The following is a 16,352-nucleotide window of genomic DNA, read 5'->3' as shown; positions in this document are numbered from 1 at the left end:
CGCAACCACCGTTGCAGGAGTCTTTCGGATGTCCACGATCACAAACCACATGCCCACCGCCGAATTGCAGGCGCTGGACGCCGCCCACCACATGCACCCGTTCTCCGCCAACGGAGCGCTGGGCGAAGAGGGCGCGCGCGTTATCACCCGCGCCAATGGCGTCTATCTGACAGACAGCGAAGGCGAACAGATCCTGGACGCGATGGCCGGCCTGTGGTGCGTGAATATCGGCTACGGACGAGATGAGCTGGCCGACGCCGCCGCCCGCCAAATGCGCGAGCTTCCCTACTACAACACCTTCTTCAAAACGACGCACGTGCCCGCAATTGCACTGGCCAACAAACTGGCCGAGCTTGCCCCGGGCGACCTGAACCACGTGTTCTTCGCAGCTGGCGGGTCCGAGGCGAACGACACCAACATCCGCCTGGTGCGCACCTATTGGGCCGAAAAAGGTCAGCCTGACAAGAACATCATCATCAGCCGGCACAACGCATATCATGGCTCGTCAGTGGGCTCCGCTTCGTTGGGCGGAATGGCCGGAATGCACGCACAGGGCGGTATTCCGATCCCGAACATCCACCATATCAATCAACCCAACTGGTGGGCCGAAGGCGGTGACATGACGCCCGAAGAGTTCGGCCTCACCCGCGCGCGCGAACTGGAAGAAGCCATTCTAGAACTGGGCGAAGATCGTGTCGCGGCCTTTATCGCCGAGCCGGTTCAGGGCGCAGGCGGCGTGATCGTCGCGCCCGATACCTACTGGCCGGAAATCCAGCGCATTTGCGACAAATACGATATTCTCATGATCGCCGATGAAGTGATCTGTGGCTTTGGCCGTACGGGCAACTGGTTCGGATCGCAGACCGTTGGCATCAAGCCCCACATCATGACCATCGCCAAGGGCCTCAGCTCGGGCTACGCACCCATCGGCGGCTCCATCGTCAACGACGAGATCGCCGAGGTGATCGGCGGCACTGAATTCAACCACGGCTACACCTATTCCGGCCACCCGGTCGCGGCCGCTGTTGCCCTGGAAAACCTGCGCATCCTTGAAGAAGAAAAGATCGTCGAGCATGTCCGTGACGTCGCCGCCCCCTACCTGAAACAGAAGTGGGAGGCGCTGGCCGATCACCCGCTGGTGGGCGAGGCCAAGATCGTCGGCATGATGGCGTCGATCGCGCTTACCCCCGACAAAGCCAGCCGCGCAAAATTCGCCTCGGCCCCCGGCACGGTGGGCTATATCTGCCGCGACCGCTGCTTTGCCAACAACCTGATCATGCGGCATGTGGGCGACCGGATGATCATCTCTCCGCCTCTGATCCTGACGACGGCGGATATCGACGAGATGTTCGTGCGCATCCACAAATCTCTGGACGAAGCACAAGCTGAGATAATCGCGCAGGGGTTGATGAAAGCGGCCTCCTGATCCGCCCTTCATCTGGCTAAAACATCCCGGGGGAGACGCCGATAGGCGGCGGGGGCAGAGCCCTTAGCCCGCTCGTTAGTTGCACTTTCAGTTGTGGTCGACAAGTTATCACCGCTGATTGCGATCCCTTTGGCATTGCCCAAGCACTAACATCAAAATCGGCCCAAGGCGGCCATTTGCGTCGGCCGCATCGAAAGTCGGCTTATAGCCCAGGGCGGACCTTTGTCTTACTATTGGAGTCGCAGGAGCAACGAAGAACCACATACCTACCTACACAATCCGGCGTCGAAAACGGCCATCATTGCGCTTCGCAGGTGAGCAATATCTTCGTCCACTGAAGCGGAGTGATCGCATTTAAATGACGGCAATACCTCGACCCTGATCGTTCCGCTTTTGGGCAAGTGTTTGTCGCGCGGCATGCTTTTGTAGGATGCGTGAATTACGACGGGTCGTGTTGTTCGGCCGTTGGTGCGCGCGACTACTATAGCTCCTGCCTTGAACTTGCCGAGGCTTCCGGAGTTAGTGCGCGTACCCTCTGGGAAAAGCACGACATAACGGCGCGCGGGCATGGCTTGAACAAAAGCAGTGAGTGTTTCGATCGCCACATTGCCACTTTTCCAGTCAATCTTCACCGGCCCTACACACTTGATTCCGTGGCGTTGGATAACCGCGTCGCAAAGTTCCTTTTTTGGCGGCGAAGGTGATCCACTTGGCGTCGGACACCACGTCAATCAGAGTGAAACCATCCAGGTGGCTGCGGCGGTTGATCACGATAATTGTGGAACGTCACAGATCTTTGACTTAATCGATGGCCAAAACCTCAAGGAATGATTGCATCACGTCATTCATATCTGACCCAAACATCAAGCATTTCTGACCCAAAACACCTATCGACCATACGTAAGCACTGCTGCCAATACTTCAAACTTCCTCAAATCGTCGAAAGGCCAAGGCAATTAAACCGGCGATGGCCATGTAAACCAAAGCCAACAACAACAGGGGCTCGTAGACCACAAATGTGTCTGCTCGAACCCGGGACGAAACAGCATATATCTCGACCACTGTGATCGTTGCTACGAGTGGCGTTGCTTTGAGCTGCAAGATGGTTTCTCCGCCCAAGGTAGGTAGAACATTGCGTACGGCTTGGGGTAGCCAGATCCGGCGGAACATCGTGAAACGTGGCATCCCGAAAGACTTTGCAGCCTCCAGCTGGCCTTTTGCCACACCGGAAAACGCGCCTCGCATGACCTCGCCTTCATATCCCGCAAAGGACAGTGTCAGTGCCAGGACGGCGTAGGGCCAAGCCTGACGCAGGTAGGGCCAAAGCTCAGACGACCGTATCCAGGGAAACTGCGGAAACAACGAACCAAGCCCGTAATATAGCAACCAGATCTGCAACAGCAGCGGTGTGCCTCGAATTATCGTGCAGAACACCCGGGCGGGCGTTGCCAAGTACCACGGGCCCACCGCCTGCGCCAATCCCAGAGGCACAGCCATTAGAAAGCCTAGTACGGTTGTGACTACCAAGAGCCAAATTGTGGTCCAGAGACCCTGCAACGCCAAAGGGGCATATTTTGGAATCCAATCCCAACGCAGCGAGAACGCACACCAGATCACAAGCGCTGCAAACAACAACATCATGACGATACGGTGCGGTTGCATAAGAGCTTTTACAGTAATCATGCCGAGCCACCCTTCAACGAAGGTTGACCACGCCGCGCCCATTTCTCGATACGGGCAAAAACGACCCCTGAGAAAAGGGTCACCATAAGGTACAAGAAACCTGCAGCCAAAAAGAAGGTGAAATAAGCACGGGTACTGCTAGCCGCTTGGCGCGTTTCCAGCGTCAACTCACTGAACCCGACGACAGCAAGCAAGGCCGTGTCTTTGGTGGCGATAAGCCACAGATTGGCCAGCCCGGGCACCGCAAATCCCATCATTGCTGGTATTGTCACCCGACGCATGATCATGAAAGCGGGCATTCCATAGGACTTCGCCGCCTCGATCTGCCCGACTGGCACCGCCTTTATGGCGCCTCGCAGAACCTCGGTGGCATAGGCGCCTTGTACAACGCCCAGCACCCAAATACCGGCGGCGACACCGTTGATCTCGACCCGACCGCCACCGACCGCCTCAGAGATCTTGTTGATGATATCACTGCCGACATAATAAAGGATCAGGATCAGCACCAATTCAGGCACCGCCCTGATCACTGTTGTGTAGATGGCAAGAAGGTCGCGCGTGACCTTCCCGCCGTAGAGTTTTCCGTAGGCCCCGAACAGCCCGATAACCAGCCCCATTCCAAATGCGCCGAAGGCGATTTGTAGGGAATTGGCAAGCCCGCGCAACAGGTTGCCACCCCAACTAGACAGCGACAGCAACTCCATGCTGGTGCCAAGGCCCAGTGTCTCTAACAGTCCGGTCACAGCTACGCCTTAGTAGATGCTGGTGGTGAAATAACCCTCGGTGATTTTCTCGTGGGTCCCATCTGCCAGGATCGCAGCGATCCCTTTGTTAAGCGCTTCAAGAAGTTCGGTTTCGCCCTTGCGCACACCGGCACCGACGCCACGGCCCAAGATTGCCGGATCATCCTCGACAGCACCTTTGATCTCGCAACAGCTGCCATTGTCCGAATTCACAAAATCCGCCATAGCGATGCTGTCGGCTTGAGTAGCATCGATGCGACCCGCGAAAAGGTCTTGGTTGGCCTCATCCTGAGTCTGATAGACTTTCAGCTCTGAATCCTTGAAGTATTCCTGGGCATAGGCCTGGTGGATGGTCGAGGCTTGGATCCCGATGATCTTACCAGCAAGGGACTCTGCGGTGGGTTCGATATCCATCGACTTGTCGGCCACGATCACTGCGGGTGTGTTGTAGTACGCATCACTGAAGTCGATGGTCTTCAGCCGCTCTTCGGTGATCGACATCGACGCCATGATCGCGTCGATCTGCTGGCCGGTCAGCGACGGAATGATACCGTCCCAGGCAACAGGTGTGATCACGCAGTCAAGCTCGGCTGCGTCGCAGACGGCATTGATCACCTCGATCTCCCATCCTACCCAATTGCCCGAGCTGTCGGGTGACGCAAATGGGGGATAGGGTTCGGCGGCGATACCGATCTTGACTTGTTCAGCTGCGGCAGCGCCTGCAGTTAGAACGGCTGCGGCCGTTGCTGCAGTCAGAAGTGCTTTCAGTTTCATTAGGGGTCTCCCGGTTGGTTTTATTTGGTGTTTTGATGCTATCCGACTGATCTGAGGAATTGCTTCAGTCGTTCTGATTGTGGATTTCCAAAGAGGTCGGCAGGCGGTCCCTGCTCTTCAATGCGCCCCTGGTAGAGGTAGACGACATGGTTCGCCACTTCGCGCGCGAACTTCATCTCATGGGTGACCAATAGCATGGTTCGCCCTTCTGCAGCCAGGTCACGGATCACCGTCAGCACTTCGCCCACTAGTTCTGGATCCAGTGCGGATGTCGGCTCGTCAAAGAGCATGGCGGAAGGATCAACTGCCAATGCCCGAGCAATAGCCGCCCTCTGCTGTTGGCCCCCGGAGAGATATGCTGGGAAGGTGTCCTCTTTGCCGCCCAGGCCTACCCTGACCAGCAACTGGCGCGCGCGTTCGATCGCCTCTGATTTTGGCACCTTCAACACATGTACCGGAACCTCGATCACATTCTCCAGCAGAGTGCGGTGGGTCCACAGGTTGAATTGCTGGAACACCATCGCCAGCTTTGTCCGGATGCGCTCTATCTGCTTCTGGCTGGCCGGGCTGCCATCTGCCCGCATTGCTACTTCCTCGCCTCCGATTATGATTTTGCCGGAGGTCGGCGTTTCAAGGAAATTGATGCATCTTAGCATGGTCGACTTGCCAGACCCCGAGCCACCAATGATCGCTACGACATCGCCCTGATGTGCAGTGAGGTCTACGCCTTTTAGTACCTCGAGATTTCCAAAAGACTTGTGCAAGTCCTCAACGCGGATCGCCTCTCGGCGCGTATCCGTTTCTTGAGCAACTGCGTCAGCGGCGGCTGTGTCCATTTTTTCTTTGACCCCAACTTTCTGATTGCAGTAAGCCGCGAGCATAGTAATTATGCAAGTGTATAATTACAGCATCCGCAAATTAGGACCAATCGTGAGCGAAACCCGCAAGAAATTTAAGCGCGAGACGGCCGAAGCCCGACAACACGCACTGATTCTGGCGACACTTGATTTGGTCGCCGAACAAGGCGTGCGTGGCGCAACTGTGCGGGAAATCGCAGATCGCGCAGATGTTTCTCAGGGAATGATCCGTCATCATTTCAACTCCAAGCAGGAGCTGATCGCCGCCGCTTATGAGCACCACATGAACTCGATGACAGATCAGACCTTCGCACCTGCGCATGAAGTCGAAGCCAGCGCCCAAGCCAAGTTGGCAGCTTTCGTGACCGCGTCGTTGACGCCTCCGGTTGTCGACCCCCGTGCTATCGCTCTTTGGGCCAGTTTTTTGAACAAAGTTCAGCAGGACCAGCAAATGAAGGCGACCCACGAACGAACATACGCCTATTTTCGGGACCAGCTTGAAGGGTTAATCGCGGCCTCTCTGAATGAAGCGAACCGTTCGGCATCGCCTGTCCAATTGCGGCAGCTGGCTATCGCTTGCAATGCGGTCATCGACGGTCTGTGGCTGGAAGGCGGGGCCTTACCCGATGCCTTTGAGCAGGGTGAACTGGTTGAAATCGGGCTGCAATCCGTTTCCGCCATTATCGATTTGGATCTAACGCAAGAGAGCGAGCGCCTATGAGGTTGACGGCAATTACTGAACGGCTGGCCGGATTGGGCGGCGGTAAGTGGGAAGTACACTTGAAGGCGCGCGCCATGGTTGAGGCAGGCGCCGATCTGGTGGAAATGACAATCGGCGAGCCGGACGTGCCAACGCCGTCGGAGCTTTGCGATGCCGCTGCCTTAGCTTTGCAGTCGGGCCGTACCGGCTATTCCAACGGCCGCGGAGAGGCCGGGCTTTGCGCAGCCTTGGCAGAGTCGTACACCAAAAGCCGCGGCCGGCAGTTTTTGCCGGAGAACATTCTTTGTTTTCCCGGCACGCAGACCGCACTTTATACGGTGATGCAAGGCGTCGCCGAAGCCGGTTCCGAAGTGTTGGTCGGTGATCCGATGTATGCCACGTATGAGGGCGTGATCCGCGCATCAGGAGCCGAACCCGTGCCGGTGCCACTCCGCCCTGAAAACGGTTTTCGGTTGCAGGCCGAAGATATTGCCGAGCGCATCTCCCCGCGCAGCCGCGCTATACTTCTGACGACTCCGCATAATCCAACCGGCGCGATCGTGACCGCAGAAGATGTGCGGAAAATTGGCGAACTTGCGATCAAGCACGACCTCTGGATCATCTCGGACGAAGTGTACGAGCATCTAGTGTTTGAAGGAGCAGAATTTGTCTCTCCGTTGTCTGTCCCGGACTTGGCCGATAGGGTCATCGCGGTGTCGTCGATTTCAAAATCTCACGCAGCCCCTGGATTTCGCAGCGGTTGGTGCGTAGGCCCAGCCGCGTTCTGTACTGCGTTACTACCGGTCTCGGAAACGATGTTGTTTGGCAACCAGCCCTTTATCGCAGACATGACGGAAAAAGCTGTGCGAGACGGATCTTCGGTCGCCGCTGGTATGGCTTCCCGTTTTGCAGCCCGCGCTGATGGTCTGGCACGCCGCCTTCATAGTGAAACGCCTCTGACCGTCCACCAACCGGAAGCGGGCATGTTTGCGTTAGTCAACGTGTCGGGCATTGGAATGGATGGTGACGCCTATGCTTGGGATCTTTTGGAGCATGGCGTTTCAGTGATGCCGGGCTCGGCCTTTGGTGAAAGCCTCAAGGACTGGGTTCGGGTCGCCCTCACCATCGACGACAGCCAATTCGCGACGGCGCTGGACCGCATCGTCGCCCACGCAAACCTCAGCAAACGGAATGTTGCATGACCAAACAAACAGTGGGCGAGGCACTGGTCGCCGAATTGAAGCAACGGGGCGTATCCTGCGTGTTCGGCATTCCCGGCGTGCACACCGTTGAGCTCTATCGCGGGCTTGCCGCCTCGGGCATTCAGCATGTGACCCCAAGGCACGAGCAAGGCGCAGGTTTTATGGCTGACGGCTATGCGCGTGTTTCAGGCAAGCCGGGCGTGGCCTTCGTGATTACGGGGCCCGGCCTGACAAATACGCTGACGCCGATGGCGCAGGCCCGCGCGGATTCTGTTCCGATGCTGGTGGTTTCTGGCGTCAACGAAAAGAGCACGCTACACAAGGGTCTTGGCCATTTGCATGAACTGCCCGACCAACATGCGCTCGCCAAGACTGTTTCGCTGGTGTCCGAACATGTGGACCAGCCGGGTGATCTGAGCGCTGCTTTGGATCGCTCGTTTGCACCCTATTCCGCTGGACGACCGGGCCCCACCCATATCCAAATCCCGCTGGATGTGGCGGGATTGGTCGCTGAAAGCGCCCTGACTCCGGATGATCATCCCCATCAGGCACTGGACAGTGACTTGGTTCAACAAGCTGTAGACCGGCTGTCGGCCGCGCGAAAAGTCGTCATCTTGGCGGGGGGCGGAGCGAAAACGACCGGAGAAGATCTACAAACTCTGGCAGAGCGTCTCGATGCGCCTGTCGTGCAAACCGTAAATGCGCGCGGTCTGATGCATGGGCACCCACTGACTATTCCCGCTAGTCCGAGTTTAAAATCTGTCCGGACACTGATCGAAGAAGCCGATTGCGTCCTCGCTTTGGGGACCGAGTTGGGCCCAACGGACTATGACATGTATGCCACCGGAGATATGGCCTCAATGTCGGGGCTCATACGAGTGGATATTTGCCCGGATCAATTGACCCGTCACGAAGCCGCAATAGCCATAGAGGGTCGCACCGGTCAGGTTGTTTCGTCCTTGCTGTCGGCATTGCCCGGAAAATCCAACCGACGAGATGGAAAGGATCGCGCTGAAAGAACCCGCGCTGCGGCGTTTGAAGAGATAGGTTCGGACTACCGCGCTCAAGTCGGGATTCTCGCGGCCATGCGCGCCGCAGTCCCGAATGCGCTCATGATCGGAGATTCCACTCAGCCGATTTATGCGGGCAACCTCTACTATGATCACGACCGTCCTGGCGGTTGGTTCAATGCGGCCACCGGATACGGGGCTCTTGGCTATGGCATTCCGGCCGCCATCGGTGCCGCGATTGCCGACCCGGAGGCGTCCGTGATTTGCATCGCCGGAGACGGAGGTGCCCAATTCTCACTGCCCGAGATCATGGCTGCAGTGGACCAAAACCTCCGCATTACCTTTGTTCTTTGGAACAACCATGGCTATGGCGAAATCGCCACGTCCATGGAGGACGTGGGCGTCGAGGTGATCGGTTGCGACCCAACCCCACCTGACTTTGCGGCCACTGCTGCCTCGTTTGGCGTCCACTACAAACGCGTTCTGCAAGATCCAACAGCTGTTGCCGCTGCACTGGCAGAAGCCGATGCCCAATACGGCCCCTCGATTCTGGAAATTGATACTGCCGGGCGCCGCTCGGATCAGGAGTGACTCATGCGAAACCCGACCTTTGAATTTACCGGTGCCATAACGCGCAAGCCTGCCTCGACCATTGCAGACGGCCTGCGTGCCGAGGATATCGGCAATCCCAGCCTAGAGGGTATGCTGGCTGCGCATTCGGCCTATGTCAGCGCGCTGCGGAGCACTGGAGCAGAAGTTATTGAGCTAGACCCGCTGGAAGCGTACCCGGACGCCCAATTCGTCGAGGACACTGCGCTGTGCCTGCCGCAAGGTGCTATCCTGATGCGACCTAGCGCGCCCTCCCGCCTGGGTGAGGTGGCAGAAATTTCGTCGACGATCCGTGCCTGCTACGACGACGTCCGCGAGATCAAAGGTCCCGGCCATGTCGAAGGAGGTGATATCCTGGTGACCGGAAAGGAAATTCTGGTCGGCCGCTCGGATCGAACCGACGCTGCAGGCGTGGCCGAGCTGACGGAAATTGCCAATGAATGGGGCCATGCTTTGCGCGAGGTGTTTACGCCTGAAGGCGTGTTGCATTTCAAGACCGATTGTTCGCTGATGGATGCCGAAACCATCCTTTCAACCAAGCGCCTGGATGCGTCCGGGTGTTTTGAAGGCTACCGGGTTCTGCATGTTGCCGACGGTGAAGAAGCGGCCGCCAATGCAATACGTTTCAACAATCTGGTACTCATGGCGGCTGGTTTTCCGCGCACTGCAGATGTTTTGGACAAGGCTGGGTACGAGGTGGTCCAAATCGACAACACCGATTGCGCCAAGTTGGATGGCGGCATGTCATGCCTGTCTCTGAGGTTTTGATGGTAGCGAAGGATCATCAGGCAAAATAACCGAGTTCAGCTTGAGTGCCGAGGCTGTCCGCATGCGCGCCGCACCTGCTTCCGTCCAGCCAACGAGCGCAAAAGAGCAGTCCGCGCCGCCCAAACACCCTAAACACGATTAGCATGCAATCGCGTTTTTCGCCTTAGCGCTCGGCTAAGTGCGAGAGCACCAAGGTATTTGGCCCAAGCTGGCAAGTGCGAGGCAATACCAAACAATAGTGCAATCGACAGCTTGGCAGCGCCCCCCTCCCCTACCTCAACCGCTCAAGCAAACGAATGGACGCATAGCCATCTGGCAGCAGTCCTTGAGCCAGCTGATAGGCCCGCACTGCATTCACCGTATTCGGCCCGGTGCGCCCATCTATGCCCTGGGTATCAAACCCGGCCTGCGTCAACCGCGTTTGCAATTCCTTTTTCTCGGTAAAACTCAGCACCCGGTCGCCACGCGGCCAACTGGCCTGAAACGGAGCATCTCCGCTCAGCCGATCCGACAGGTGACCAATTCCGATCACATAGGCATCCGCACCGTTATACGCCTCGATCACGCTGAAATTGTCGAAGATCATCAGCGCTACACCCTGCCCGCCCGCAGGCAGCAAGATCGCCGCCCGTCCATGATCGCGCACCGGTTTGCCATCAAGTCCGACCACACCACGTGCTGCCCAATCAGACGGCATCAGAGTGTAGTCCCGCTTGGCCGTTGCATAGTCGAACCCGTTGGGCAGACGCACTTCCACCCCCCAGGGTTGCCCTTTGGTCCACCCATGCCGGGCCAGATAGGCGGCGGCCGAGGCCAGCGCGTCTGTCGGATCCTCAGACCAGATATCACGCCGACCGTCGCCATCGAAATCAACCGCGTGATCCAGATACGAGGTCGGCATGAATTGCGTATGCCCCATGGCGCCAGCCCAGCTGCCCACCATGCGACCCGCACTTATATCCCCGGCCTGAATGATCCGCAAAGCTGCGATTAACTGGGTCTCGAAAAACGAAGCGCGGCGGGCATCGAAGGCCAATGTCGCCAGAGAGCGGATCGTCTGGTTGCTGCCACGATAGGACCCGAAGGAGGTCTCGAGGCCCCAAATGGCAGTTACGACCTCTTTCTCGACGCCATATTGCGCCTCGATCTGCCGCAGGACTTTTCGATGCCGGTCCAATGCCGCGCGACCATTGGAGATGCGCGTGTCCGAGACGGCCGCGTCCAAATACTCCCAGATCGGCTTTGAGAACTCTGCTTGATTGCGATCCCGTTTGATGACCCTTTGGTCATAGCTAAGCCCGGCCAGTGCGTGATCCAATGTCTGCTGAGTGATCCCCTGCGCAACCGCCCGCCGCTGAAACGCGCCAAGCCATGCCTGAAAGCGGGCATTGCCTTCTACCGACACCCGAACGGCCTCAGCCGAAGGTCGCGGCACCGGCCGGAGGGAGATCACCACATCCGCCGAGGCCAGTTGTATCGTATTGTCCAAAAGTCGATTTTCTGACCCTTGAGAAGTTTCTGCTGAACCTGCCTGCATCATGGATGCCCACAATGCGGCGGTCATGACGCCGCCTATGCATTTACGCATTCCGTTTTTTCCTGATTACTGCTCTGCCTCAGGATAGCGCAAAATGGGCGGTTTTCAAAGCACGCAGACCGGTTCTGCCGATAGGGTCATCCGAGGATTTTCTGCCCGTTCTGCCAGACGGCCAGCAGATCCCCCTCAGGGCCGATATGCAAGACATGTGCCAGCGCGCCTTTGACCAGACGTCCGATCTGGCGATTGCCGATCAAGTTCGCGGACACAAGGCTGGCCATCTGCAGGGCCTTAGCAAACGGCACATCGACTTGCGTGGTAAGATTCCGCGCCGCCTGCAACAATTCCAGATGCGCGCCGGCCAATGTTCCGTCGGCCAGCGTTAGCCGGTTGTCCTCCCGGTGGATTTCACGGCCATTGAGCTCAAACACGCGGATATCCGACCCTGCCGTCGCCATGGCATCGCTGACCAGAAAAATCTCACCGGGTCCCAGCTTGGCATTCAACGCATTGCGGATCATGGCGGGATGAACATGGATCATGTCCGCGATAAGACCCGCCGAGAATTTTCCCTCGGCCAATGCCGCGCCAACGGTTCCCGGCGCGCGTCCTTGCATCTGGCTTTGCGCGTTGAACAGATGCGTCACACAGCGCGCACCAGCCTTTGCGGCGGCAACGCAGACCTCATAACTGGCATCGGTATGCCCCAAGGAGACCAATACACCTGCCGCCGTCAGTGTTTCAATCTGGGCGTTCGTGACGCTTTCGGGCGCCAGTGTCACTTTAAGCACCGGCAATTGGGCGGCGGCCTCAAGCAGGGCCGCGACATCCGCATCCTCCATCGGGCGGATAAAGGCAGCGTCATGCGCGCCTTTGCGGGAGACAGCCAGATGCGGGCCTTCCAAGTGCAGGCCAACGATCCCCGGAACGCCTTGCCGCACGGCCTCAATCGCGGCCGAGATGGCGTTTGCGGTGACCTCGGGCGAATCCGTGATCAAGGTCGGCAGGATCGAGGTCGCCCCGATCTGCGCATGAGCCCCAGCCATGATCTGCAGCGCGTCGACATCCGGCTGGTTGTTGAACATCACCCCGCCGCCGCCATTGACCTGCAGATCGACGAAACCCGGCGCGAGAAACCCGCCCTCCAGCGTGATTGGCACGTGCCCAGAGCCAAGTTCCGACATGGTAACGACGCCATCAACCCGCCCACCCCGATGCAACAGCGCGTGGTCTTTCACGATGCCGTCCGGCGTCAGAATATCTGCTCCGATGAGGGCGTGGGTCGTCTCCGTCATACCGTCTCCGTCACCTTCTTGAGGTGCCGGGGGGCATCCGGGTCAATGCCGCGCGAGGCGGCGAAAACCTCGACCATGGAGTAGAACGAAACGATCAGGCTCAGCGCGTCGGTCAGCGGGTGTAGCGTGCGGACATGTTCGACCGGCGACGCAGATTTGACCTTGGTCGTGGTCGCAAAAACGCGGGCCCCTTTGGCGCTGATCGCGTCGGCGACCTCGGACAACGCGGGTTCCGCAGCATCGGCAGCAGCAAAGCTGAGGACAGGAAACCCTTCTTCGACAATCGAGACCGGCCCATGCAGCACTTCGGCCGAAGAATAGCTCTCCGCGTGCAATTGGCAGGTCTCTTTGAACTTCAATGCGGCCTCGTTGGACATGGCGAGCACCTGCCCGCGCCCCAAGGTGAACAGCGACGGGTTCGCCCCAATCGCAACCCGTACCTCAGGCCAGTCGATACGCGCAGCTTGCGCCAGCCGTTCTGGCAAATCGCGAATGGCCGCCAAAAGCGCCTCGTCCCGCGCCCATTCGGCCAACACCCACAGGCCCGCCACGGCGGAGGACACAAATGTCTTGGTCGCGGCCACACTTAGTTCGGGGCCTGCCTGTATATCAATCGTATAGGCGCAGGATACCGCCAGCGGAGAGTCCGCGTCATTTGTCAACCCGATGGTCAGTGCGCCATCACGATCCGCGCTGCGAACCATCGCCAGGATATCCGGGCTTTGACCGGACTGGGACACGGCCAGACAAAGGCTGTTTTGCAGCCGGAGCGGCGCGTTGTAGATCGACGCGACAGAAGGGCCGACCGAGGCCACCGGCAGGCCCAACAGGATTTCCGACGCGTATTTGAGATAGGTGCAGACATGATCCGACGACCCCCGCGCCACGCTTGTCAGAAAGGCAGGATCAAGGGTCCGGGCGACCTCAGCCGTGGACGCAATGTCCTGTTGACCCCGGCTGAGCAGCCGTTCGACCGCGTCAGGTATCTCATCGATTTCCCGGCGCATCCGGGTGATCTGCTGTTGCATGTGGTTTCCTAGCTGTTTGCAAGGCGCAGTTCGGCCACGAAATCGTAGGCATCACCGCGATAGACAGAGCGGGTGAACTCCACCACGCGTCGATTGGACAGGAACGAGGTCCGCACGATCCGCAGCCCGGCCACGCCTGGCTCGACCCCCAGAACGGCGGCATCGTTGGCCTCAAGGTTGATGGCTGAAATTCGCTGCATGGCGCGTACCGGGCGGTTGCCGTCGCGTTCCAGCACTTCATAGAGCGAGGATGTTACGCCTTCTGGATGCGGCAGGATATCGACCGGCAAGGCCGCGTGCTCAATCGCCATCGGCCGGTCATTGGCCATGCGCAGCCGCGACAGCCGCGCTACCTCTTCGCCCGAGGACAGGGCCAGCGCCATGACCTCTTCAGGTGAGGGCGTGTGGATGCCACGGTCCAGCCACTCGCTGGTCGAATCCAGCCCCCGACGGGTCATGTCTTCGGTAAAAGAGGTCAGCAGAGACAGCGATTGTTCGACCCGAGGCGTTCCGTCCGCCACGAAACTGCCCGAGCCCTGACGCTGCACGATGATGCCACGCTCGACCAAATCCTGCAGCGCGCGCCGGACGGTGACACGGGACAGGCCCGTCAGATGGGCCATCTCACGCTCGCCAGGCAGCGGGGCGCTTTCGGCCAGAACTCCGGCCTCAATGCTTTGCTCAAGTCGCTTGCGCAACCGTACATAGAGGGGGCCTGTCGCCTCCTGCAGCCAATCGGCGGGTTTCAGGAATGTCTCGATCGTGTCGCTCATCAGCCCGCCCCTACCTTTGCCCGCTCGGCCAGGTGACGCGCCAAAATCAGGGCACCGTCTAGCGGTGAGCCCTTGGCCTCGGTCAGGCAGGCCTGCATGTGAGGGGGCAGATAGTCTGCATAGTGCGGCGCGACCCCGCCGATCATGCAGATGGGCGATCCGTCGGTGTGACCAAGGGCGCGCAGCCCTTGCGCCAGATAGTCGGCCCCGCCTTGCAACAGATCTCGCGCCACGGGATCGCCACCAGCCGCAGCCGCGATGATCTCGGGGGCGAGACCTGCGAAATCCGAGGGGTTCGCCTGGCCAACAAACGCAACGATTTGCATGGGATCGCCGCCATATTCCGCGCTGATTTTTCGGGTCAGTGCGCTGTGCGGTTGAATGCCGTCTATCGCCAATAGAACGCGTTTAAGCAGCCTAACGCCTAACCAGTTGCCCGAGGCCTGATCGCCGATCAAAGCTCCGTAGCCGCCAATAAACTGCGTTCGCCCATCGGCCTGACGGGCCAGAAAGGATCCCGTTCCAACGCCGATCACAGAACCGTCCTGCGCGCCCAAGGCGCCCACAACCGCCGACCTGCGGTCATCTTCGACTTCGACAATCCGCGAGGGCAGACTGCGCGCAACCTCCGACGCCGCAACGGCATCCGTCACCCCAGCCAGTCCCGCGTAGGTCGGAATCTCGGCCAGATGCGCTCGGGGCAATTGCGCCTTATCGGCCAAGGCCTGCAGCCCCTCATCGAGGGTGCGCAGCGCTTTCTGACGATCCGAGAAGGCATTGGCACTACCCAATGTCACCTCGACTCGACCGTCAGGTGTGACCATCGCGAAACGGCACTTTGTGCCACCGCCGTCGATTGCAATCAGGTATTGGAAGGACTCATTCATATAGATACCTTTAAGATACCTTTTGCCGAAAAAAAAGACCTCAGCTTATAGAAACTGAGAATTATTGGTTATTTCAGGGTTTTTTGGCATATTTTTCCAACGAGAGGTAGACAAAAGGTATTATATAGGTATTACTCTCATCTGGGGAGGAATCAAATGCTGCCGCAAACCGAAATGCTGCGCGACGAGGTCGAAGGGCTTGACCTGCGGCCAGATGTCGACATCCTTGACTATCTGCTTGAGGCGCAGAAGGCAGCATTGGGTGGGCTTGGCGGCTGCCTGGATGCCCTTTCAAAGGGGGCCGCCATTCTGACGGAGACTGTGCGCCGGGGCGGCAAGATTTACTACGCTGCAGCCGGTTCGTCGGGCTTGATGGGGCTGGCGGACGGGGCCGAGTTGTCCGGTACATTCGGCCTTTCGCCTGAGACCATGGCGATATGCATGGCAGGCGGGATACCGCAGGGCGCAGCAATGCCGGGCCATACCGAAGATGATCAAACGGCGGCGCAATCTGCTGCCGCCAAGGTACAACCGAGTGACGCTGTGATCGCTCTTTCTGCCAGTGGCAGCACGCCCTATGCCGTCGAATTCGCGCGTCACGCGCGCGCGCAGGGTGCCAAGGTCATCGGGATCGCCAACAACGCAGAGGCCCCGCTATTCGACTACGTAGATTGCGCCGTCCACTTGAACACGCCACCCGAACCCATTGCCGGCTCAACGCGCCTTGGGGCCGCGACGGCGCAGAAAGTGGCTCTGAATATGATGTCCACGCTGATGGGCGTTCGCCTGGGGCATGTTCATGACGGGATGATGGTGAACGTCATTGCGGACAACCATAAACTGCGCCAACGCGCCGAAGGGATCGTTGGAAAAATCGCTGGGGTTTCGGCAGAGCAGGCCAGTGCTGCGCTTACGCAGGCGTCCGGTAACGTGAAACAGGCAATCTTGCTGGCCGCGGGCGCCGACAGCCCGGACCGGGCCGAGGCGCTTTTGGCGCAATCCGATGGCCACCTGCGCCCCGCACTGAAACAACTTTAAAACCAAACAAAATACCAAGGGA

Annotated in this window: 17 protein-coding genes; 7 read left to right on the top strand and 10 right to left on the bottom strand. The window is 58.8% G+C overall.

The window, feature by feature from the left end:
* Window positions 1-28 precede the first annotated feature (28 nt).
* On the top strand, window positions 29-1,426 hold the full coding sequence (locus ACR0J4_RS11500) for an aspartate aminotransferase family protein (RefSeq protein ID WP_170642598.1): 1,398 nt from the start codon (window positions 29-31) through the stop codon (window positions 1,424-1,426).
* 266 nt (window positions 1,427-1,692) lie between these two features.
* On the opposite strand, the gene ACR0J4_RS11495 is transcribed toward ACR0J4_RS11500, so the two are convergent.
* Window positions 1,693-2,058: a lysophospholipid acyltransferase family protein gene (locus ACR0J4_RS11495; RefSeq protein WP_480668590.1), complete on the bottom strand. Its 366-nt coding sequence runs from the start codon at window positions 2,056-2,058 to the stop codon at window positions 1,693-1,695.
* Between ACR0J4_RS11495 and ACR0J4_RS11490 the strand changes: the two genes are divergently transcribed.
* Complete coding sequence (locus tag ACR0J4_RS11490) at window positions 2,012-2,257, top strand: hypothetical protein (protein WP_480668633.1); 246 nt, start codon at window positions 2,012-2,014, stop codon at window positions 2,255-2,257. The two genes, ACR0J4_RS11495 and ACR0J4_RS11490, sit on opposite strands and share 47 nt — an antisense overlap.
* Window positions 2,258-2,347: 90 nt before the next feature.
* Here ACR0J4_RS11490 and ACR0J4_RS11485 read toward each other — a convergent pair whose 3' ends face one another.
* The 4 genes from ACR0J4_RS11485 to ACR0J4_RS11470 are packed head-to-tail and all read right to left on the bottom strand — an operon-like array spanning window position 2,348 to window position 5,462.
* Window positions 2,348-3,109, bottom strand: coding sequence for an ABC transporter permease (locus ACR0J4_RS11485; RefSeq protein ID WP_170552219.1), 762 nt, complete (start codon window positions 3,107-3,109; stop codon window positions 2,348-2,350).
* The gene (locus ACR0J4_RS11480; protein WP_170552217.1) at window positions 3,106-3,852 is read right to left on the bottom strand and encodes an ABC transporter permease subunit; all 747 of its coding nucleotides are present in this window, start codon (window positions 3,850-3,852) and stop codon (window positions 3,106-3,108) included. The genes ACR0J4_RS11485 and ACR0J4_RS11480 overlap by 4 nt, the downstream gene beginning before the upstream one ends.
* Window positions 3,853-3,861: 9 nt before the next feature.
* On the bottom strand, window positions 3,862-4,626 hold the full coding sequence (locus ACR0J4_RS11475; RefSeq protein WP_170642596.1) for a transporter substrate-binding domain-containing protein: 765 nt from the start codon (window positions 4,624-4,626) through the stop codon (window positions 3,862-3,864).
* Window positions 4,627-4,664: 38 nt separating this feature from the next.
* Window positions 4,665-5,462 (bottom strand): ATP-binding cassette domain-containing protein, encoded by a 798-nt coding sequence (locus tag ACR0J4_RS11470; protein ID WP_170552608.1) that lies wholly within the window; start codon window positions 5,460-5,462, stop codon window positions 4,665-4,667.
* 94 nt (window positions 5,463-5,556) lie between these two features.
* On the opposite strand from ACR0J4_RS11470, the gene ACR0J4_RS11465 reads away from it, so the two are divergent.
* The 4 genes from ACR0J4_RS11465 to ACR0J4_RS11450 are packed head-to-tail and all read left to right on the top strand — an operon-like array spanning window position 5,557 to window position 9,772.
* Window positions 5,557-6,204, top strand: a complete 648-nt coding sequence (locus ACR0J4_RS11465) for a TetR/AcrR family transcriptional regulator (protein WP_480668588.1) — start codon at window positions 5,557-5,559, stop codon at window positions 6,202-6,204.
* Window positions 6,201-7,385, top strand: coding sequence for a pyridoxal phosphate-dependent aminotransferase (locus tag ACR0J4_RS11460; protein ID WP_170552208.1), 1,185 nt, complete (start codon window positions 6,201-6,203; stop codon window positions 7,383-7,385). The genes ACR0J4_RS11465 and ACR0J4_RS11460 overlap by 4 nt, the downstream gene beginning before the upstream one ends.
* On the top strand, window positions 7,382-8,986 hold the full coding sequence (locus tag ACR0J4_RS11455; RefSeq protein ID WP_170642595.1) for a 5-guanidino-2-oxopentanoate decarboxylase: 1,605 nt from the start codon (window positions 7,382-7,384) through the stop codon (window positions 8,984-8,986). The genes ACR0J4_RS11460 and ACR0J4_RS11455 overlap by 4 nt, the downstream gene beginning before the upstream one ends.
* 3 nt (window positions 8,987-8,989) lie before the next feature.
* A complete protein-coding gene (locus ACR0J4_RS11450) occupies window positions 8,990-9,772 on the top strand; it encodes an arginine deiminase family protein (RefSeq protein WP_170642594.1) in 783 nt (260 codons plus the stop codon).
* Window positions 9,773-10,043: 271 nt separating this feature from the next.
* Here ACR0J4_RS11450 and ACR0J4_RS11445 read toward each other — a convergent pair whose 3' ends face one another.
* The 5 genes from ACR0J4_RS11445 to ACR0J4_RS11425 form a co-directional block, all read right to left on the bottom strand.
* On the bottom strand, window positions 10,044-11,360 hold the full coding sequence (locus ACR0J4_RS11445) for a lytic murein transglycosylase (RefSeq protein WP_170642593.1): 1,317 nt from the start codon (window positions 11,358-11,360) through the stop codon (window positions 10,044-10,046).
* 86 nt (window positions 11,361-11,446) lie between these two features.
* On the bottom strand, window positions 11,447-12,604 hold the full coding sequence (gene nagA, locus ACR0J4_RS11440) for an N-acetylglucosamine-6-phosphate deacetylase (protein WP_170642592.1): 1,158 nt from the start codon (window positions 12,602-12,604) through the stop codon (window positions 11,447-11,449).
* Window positions 12,601-13,632, bottom strand: a complete 1,032-nt coding sequence (locus ACR0J4_RS11435) for an SIS domain-containing protein (RefSeq protein WP_170642591.1) — start codon at window positions 13,630-13,632, stop codon at window positions 12,601-12,603. Before ACR0J4_RS11435 ends, nagA begins: the two co-directional genes overlap by 4 nt.
* Window positions 13,633-13,640: 8 nt before the next feature.
* On the bottom strand, window positions 13,641-14,405 hold the full coding sequence (locus tag ACR0J4_RS11430; protein ID WP_170638126.1) for a GntR family transcriptional regulator: 765 nt from the start codon (window positions 14,403-14,405) through the stop codon (window positions 13,641-13,643).
* Window positions 14,405-15,292: a BadF/BadG/BcrA/BcrD ATPase family protein gene (locus ACR0J4_RS11425; protein ID WP_170642590.1), complete on the bottom strand. Its 888-nt coding sequence runs from the start codon at window positions 15,290-15,292 to the stop codon at window positions 14,405-14,407. Before ACR0J4_RS11425 ends, ACR0J4_RS11430 begins: the two co-directional genes overlap by 1 nt.
* 156 nt (window positions 15,293-15,448) lie before the next feature.
* Here ACR0J4_RS11425 and ACR0J4_RS11420 point away from each other — a divergent pair, with 156 nt between their 5' ends.
* Entirely contained in the window at window positions 15,449-16,330 is an 882-nt protein-coding gene (locus ACR0J4_RS11420; protein ID WP_170642589.1) for an N-acetylmuramic acid 6-phosphate etherase, read from the top strand.
* The last annotated feature ends 22 nt before the right edge of the window (window positions 16,331-16,352 follow it).

It is taken from the genome of Ruegeria sp. B10 (genome assembly GCF_056539825.1).
Note: the sequence above shows the minus strand (reverse complement) of the source record. Positions and strands in the feature narration are given on the sequence as shown.

What these genes read in the sequence shown, in the direction of transcription:
- ACR0J4_RS11435 (WP_170642591.1), bottom strand. Translation starts at nt 13,632, where the DNA reads ATGCAACAGCAGATCACCCGGATGCGCCGGGAAATCGATGAGATACCT.
- ACR0J4_RS11420 (WP_170642589.1), top strand. Translation starts at nt 15,449, where the DNA reads ATGCTGCCGCAAACCGAAATGCTGCGCGACGAGGTCGAAGGGCTTGAC.
- ACR0J4_RS11450 (WP_170642594.1), top strand. Translation starts at nt 8,990, where the DNA reads ATGCGAAACCCGACCTTTGAATTTACCGGTGCCATAACGCGCAAGCCT.
- ACR0J4_RS11475 (WP_170642596.1), bottom strand. Translation starts at nt 4,626, where the DNA reads ATGAAACTGAAAGCACTTCTGACTGCAGCAACGGCCGCAGCCGTTCTA.
- ACR0J4_RS11470 (WP_170552608.1), bottom strand. Translation starts at nt 5,462, where the DNA reads ATGGACACAGCCGCCGCTGACGCAGTTGCTCAAGAAACGGATACGCGC.
- ACR0J4_RS11455 (WP_170642595.1), top strand. Translation starts at nt 7,382, where the DNA reads ATGACCAAACAAACAGTGGGCGAGGCACTGGTCGCCGAATTGAAGCAA.
- ACR0J4_RS11485 (WP_170552219.1), bottom strand. Translation starts at nt 3,109, where the DNA reads ATGATTACTGTAAAAGCTCTTATGCAACCGCACCGTATCGTCATGATG.
- ACR0J4_RS11430 (WP_170638126.1), bottom strand. Translation starts at nt 14,405, where the DNA reads ATGAGCGACACGATCGAGACATTCCTGAAACCCGCCGATTGGCTGCAG.
- ACR0J4_RS11500 (WP_170642598.1), top strand. Translation starts at nt 29, where the DNA reads ATGTCCACGATCACAAACCACATGCCCACCGCCGAATTGCAGGCGCTG.
- ACR0J4_RS11460 (WP_170552208.1), top strand. Translation starts at nt 6,201, where the DNA reads ATGAGGTTGACGGCAATTACTGAACGGCTGGCCGGATTGGGCGGCGGT.
- ACR0J4_RS11445 (WP_170642593.1), bottom strand. Translation starts at nt 11,360, where the DNA reads ATGCGTAAATGCATAGGCGGCGTCATGACCGCCGCATTGTGGGCATCC.
- nagA (WP_170642592.1), bottom strand. Translation starts at nt 12,604, where the DNA reads ATGACGGAGACGACCCACGCCCTCATCGGAGCAGATATTCTGACGCCG.
- ACR0J4_RS11425 (WP_170642590.1), bottom strand. Translation starts at nt 15,292, where the DNA reads ATGAATGAGTCCTTCCAATACCTGATTGCAATCGACGGCGGTGGCACA.